The sequence below is a fragment of the Mycobacterium sp. E1386 genome (assembly GCF_001672745.1).
GTDB lineage: Bacteria > Actinomycetota > Actinomycetes > Mycobacteriales > Mycobacteriaceae > Mycobacterium.
Window position 1 is genome coordinate 1 of the sequence record NZ_LZKH01000133.1, and the last position, 3,600, is coordinate 3,600.

Here is a 3,600-nt window from a genome sequence, read left to right on the forward strand (position 1 = left end):
CGCCACCCAGGCCCGGGCCGCGGCCGGCGCCTACGAGGCCGCCCTGGCGGCCACCGTGCCGCCACAGCTCGTCGCGGCGAACCGCATTCAGTTGGCGGAACTGTTGGAGACGAACCTCCTGGGCCAGAACGACGCGGCGATCGCGGCGACTGAAGACGATTACGGACAGATGTGGGCCCAAGATGTCGCCGCCATGTTCAGTTACGCCAGCGCGTCGGAGTCGGCCGGCGAGCTGACCCCGTTCGAGGAGGCGCCGGTCACCACCAACGACACGGGACCGGCCACCCAGACCGCGGCCGTGGCGGCGGCGTCGCCCCAGTCGTTGTCGTCGTGGCTCAAGCAGATCGAGGACTATCTGACCTCGCTCACCGGCCAATACACCAAGTTTTGGCAGGACTTGATCGCGGGGACGACGGGGAGCACCGAGATCGCACCGTTCTGGGAGACGCTGTATTCCAGCATTTCCCAAATCGGCACGCAGGCGACGTGGACGAACGTCACCAACGCCACCATCGGCCTGGGCGTCTCGCAGTGGAAGAACTTCTTCATCTACGCACCTTGGAGCGCCGCGATGGCCAAAACCTCGCTGGGCGCCGGTCTGGCGTCGCCGGGGCATGTCGCCGCGGGCGTCGCGGCCAAGCCCGTGTCGGCGGTAGCGGGTAACGCGCCGACGGTGGGGAAGCTTTCGGTGCCGCCCAGCTGGGCGACCGCCGCGCCGGCCATCCGGCTGGCCTCGCTGCCGGGCACCAGCGTGGGCGCGGCCGCGGCCACGGATTTCTCGGGCCTGGTCAACGAGGCGACGTTGGGCAGCCTGGCGGGCGGCGCGCTGGGCAGCCCGGCGGCGCGCGTGGTCAGCTCACCCGGCATCCAGCAGGCCCGCGTCGCCACCGGCGAGCGCCGCACCGCACCGGTCAAGCTCGACCGCATCATCGCCCAACTGCAGGAGATGCCCGACCAGGTTCAGCACTGGAACGTCGACGAGACAGGTCTCGATGACCTGGTCGCCAAGCTCAGAACGACACCGGGCGTGCACGCCGTGCACGTGACGGACGGCGCCGAGCTGGCGGTGGGCGGCGCCGAATCGAAGATGGGTTAAATGACCGCAGCGCAGGGGTTTCGCGGCGTGATCACGGGCATAGCCAGGCCAGGTCGGGAAAACCGCCGTGATGAGTCGCATTGAAGGAGGAGTGATGAAACTGCTGTTAGCGCTTCTCGGTGTGTCACTGGGCATCGTCGCCGCGGCGCCCGCGCACGCCATACCCGGGGAGGACGAAGCGGCGACCGACGAGAACAACGAGGTCTTCATCGCTGACCTGCACAAGGTGGGAATCAGCTTTGCGGACCCGGATCAGGCCATCACCGCCGGAAAAGCGGTGTGCGGCTTGATCTCTCGCGGCGTATCCGGTCTTCAGCTCCTCAATGACCTGCGGGACAACAATCCCGAGCTGACGACAAACGGCGCCGCCCAGTTCGCGACGATATCGGCGAAGTCCTACTGCCCACGGCAACTGCAAGCCGCCGAGGGCGGAAAGGGCGGCGGGTGAGCACTTCTGGCCCCCGAGCCCCCCGGAGAATGGATTTGCAAAAGACTGCATAACCATGCAGAATCGGCGGAATGGCCGACGTATTGAGGGTGGCGATCGCCGGGGCCAGCGGCTATGCGGGCGGTGAAATCCTGCGGCTGTTGCTCGGGCATCCGGCCTACGCCGACGGCCGCCTCGCGATCGGTTCGCTCACCGCCGCGACCAGCGCCGGCAGCACGCTCGGCGAGCACCATCCGCACCTGACGCCGTTGGCCCAGCGGGTGGTCGAGCCCACCGAGCTCGCCGTGCTGGCCGGCCACGACGTGGTGTTCCTGGCCCTGCCGCACGGACATTCGGCCGCGCTGGCCGAACAACTCGGCCCGGACACCCTGATCATCGACTGCGGCGCCGACTTCCGGCTTACCGACGCCGGCGCCTGGGAACGGTTCTACGGCTCCCCGCACGCCGGCAGCTGGCCCTACGGGCTGCCCGAACTGCCGGGCGCGCGGGAGCGGTTGCGCGGCGCGCGGCGCATCGCCGTCCCGGGTTGCTACCCGACCGCGGCGCTACTGGCGTTGCTGCCCGCGGTGGCCGAGGATCTGATCGAGCCCGCCGTCACGGTGGTCGCCGTGAGCGGGACCTCCGGGGCGGGCCGGGCCGCCAAGACCGATCTGCTCGGCTCCGAGGTCATCGGATCCGCGCGGGCCTACAACATCGCGGGCGGCCACCGGCACACCCCCGAGATCGCCCAGGGCCTGCAGGCCGTCACCGACCGCGACGTCACGGTGTCGTTCACCCCGGTGTTGATCCCGACCTCGCGCGGCATCCTGGCCACCTGTACCGCGCGCACCCGCGCGCCGCTCTCGCAGCTGCGGGCCGCCTACGAAAAGGCTTATGACGCCGAACCTTTCATTCACCTGCTGCCCGAGGGCCAGCTGCCCCGCACCGGATCGGTGATCGGCAGCAACGCGGCGCACCTGGCCGTCGCGGTGGACGCGGCCGCGGAGACGTTCGTGGCCATCGCCGCCATCGACAACCTGGTCAAGGGCACCGGCGGCGCGGCGGTGCAGTCGATGAACCTGGCGCTGGGATGGCCGGAGACGCAGGGTCTTTCGGTGGTCGGAGTCGCGCCGTGACTCGCGCAGCCGAGGCGCGCCTGGTGCGCGAACAGGGCGTCACCGCGCCGGCCGGGTTCCGGGCCGCCGGCATCGCCGCCGGCATCAAGGCGTCGGGCAACCGCGACCTGGCCCTGGTTTTCAACGAGGGACCCGACTACGCGGCGGCCGGTGTGTTCACCCGCAACAAGGTCAAGGCGGCGCCGGTGCTGTGGACCCAGCAGGTGCTGACCACCGGGGCGCTGCGCGCGGTGATCCTGAACTCCGGCGGTGCCAACGCCTGCACCGGCCCGGGCGGCTTCCAGGACGCCCACGCCACCGCCGAGGCCGTCGCGGCCGCGTTGTCCGACTGGGGCACCGAGACCGGCGCCATCGAGGTCGCGGTCTGCTCCACCGGGTTGATCGGCGACCGGTTGCCGATGGACAAGATGCTGGCCGGGGTGCGCACGATCGTCCAAGACATGGCCGGCGGGCTGTCGGGCGGCGACGAGGCCGCGCGCGCGATCATGACCACCGACACCGTGCCGAAACAGGTTGCGCTGCACCACCCGGGCAACTGGACCGTCGGCGGAATGGCCAAGGGCGCGGGCATGCTGGCGCCGTCGCTGGCCACCATGCTCTGCGTGCTCACCACCGACGCGGCCGTCGATGCCGCCGCGCTCGACCGGGCGCTGCGCCGGGCCACCGCGCGCACCTTCGACCGGCTCGACATCGACGGCAGCTGCTCGACCAACGACACGGTGCTGCTGCTGGCGTCGGGGGCCAGCGAAATCACGCCGAGCCAGGCCGATCTCGACGATGCCGTGCTGCGGGTCTGCGACGACCTGTGCGCGCAACTGCAGGCCGACGCCGAGGGCGTCACCAAGCGCGTCACCGTCACCGTCACCGGGGCCACCTCGGACGACGACGCGCTGACCGCCGCCCGGGTGATCGCCCGCGACAGCCTGGTCAAGACCGCGGTG

The 3,600-nt window shown here is 70.6% G+C and carries 3 protein-coding genes and 1 pseudogene; all 4 read left to right on the forward strand.

Annotated features, from left to right (window positions below; all coding sequences use genetic code 11):
* A partial coding sequence (locus A5709_RS14015; RefSeq protein ID WP_068120406.1) for a PPE family protein occupies window positions 1–1,096 on the forward strand: 1,096 nt, incomplete at its 5' end.
* Between the two features lie 94 nt (window positions 1,097–1,190).
* Window positions 1,191–1,544: a DUF732 domain-containing protein gene (locus tag A5709_RS14020; protein ID WP_068011125.1), complete on the forward strand. Its 354-nt coding sequence runs from the start codon at window positions 1,191–1,193 to the stop codon at window positions 1,542–1,544.
* A 55-nt stretch (window positions 1,545–1,599) separates the two neighbouring features.
* Window positions 1,600–2,659, forward strand: a pseudogene (argC, locus tag A5709_RS14025) (N-acetyl-gamma-glutamyl-phosphate reductase).
* Window positions 2,656–3,600: bifunctional glutamate N-acetyltransferase/amino-acid acetyltransferase ArgJ (argJ, locus tag A5709_RS14030; protein ID WP_068120409.1), on the forward strand; the 945-nt coding region annotated here is incomplete at its 3' end. The pseudogene argC and the gene argJ, both read left to right, overlap by 4 nt.

What these genes read in the sequence shown, in the direction of transcription:
- A5709_RS14020 (WP_068011125.1), top strand. Translation starts at nt 1,191, where the DNA reads ATGAAACTGCTGTTAGCGCTTCTCGGTGTGTCACTGGGCATCGTCGCC.